Source organism: Ralstonia sp. Ralssp135, from assembly GCF_047304345.1.
GTDB classification, from domain to species: Bacteria; Pseudomonadota; Gammaproteobacteria; order Burkholderiales; family Burkholderiaceae; genus Ralstonia; species Ralstonia chuxiongensis.
In genome coordinates this window covers 1-250 of sequence record NZ_JBGLYZ010000113.1, presented here as the reverse complement: position 1 = coordinate 250, position 250 = coordinate 1, and the positions used below count along the sequence as shown (strand labels likewise).

General features: G+C 60.8%; 1 protein-coding gene. It reads left to right on the top strand.

Annotation, left to right across the window (positions count from 1 at the left end; translation table 11 throughout):
- Positions 1-26: 26 nt before the first annotated feature.
- Positions 27-250, top strand: a 224-nt coding sequence (locus tag ACCD03_RS25595) for a hypothetical protein (RefSeq protein WP_413413293.1), incomplete at its 3' end; no start/stop codon positions are given.

The window sequence follows — 250 nt, the reverse complement described above, 5'->3', positions numbered from 1 at the left end:
TGCGCGTCCTGCGCACGTGGAGCAACATGAACCCGAACGGGTACGCCTATTTCCCGGACGCGCACATCCACAACGGGGTGCCGCTGTCACGCATGCTGATGGCTGCGGAGATCATGCGCTATACGCCGGCCGATCCGACTTATACGGATTACCCGCTCGCGTGGACCGACACCGACACGCAGAAGCTCAAGGACAACCTGGTCGATCCGATGGAGCGCACCTTCTTCTCCAGTAACGAGCGGTTCAGGAA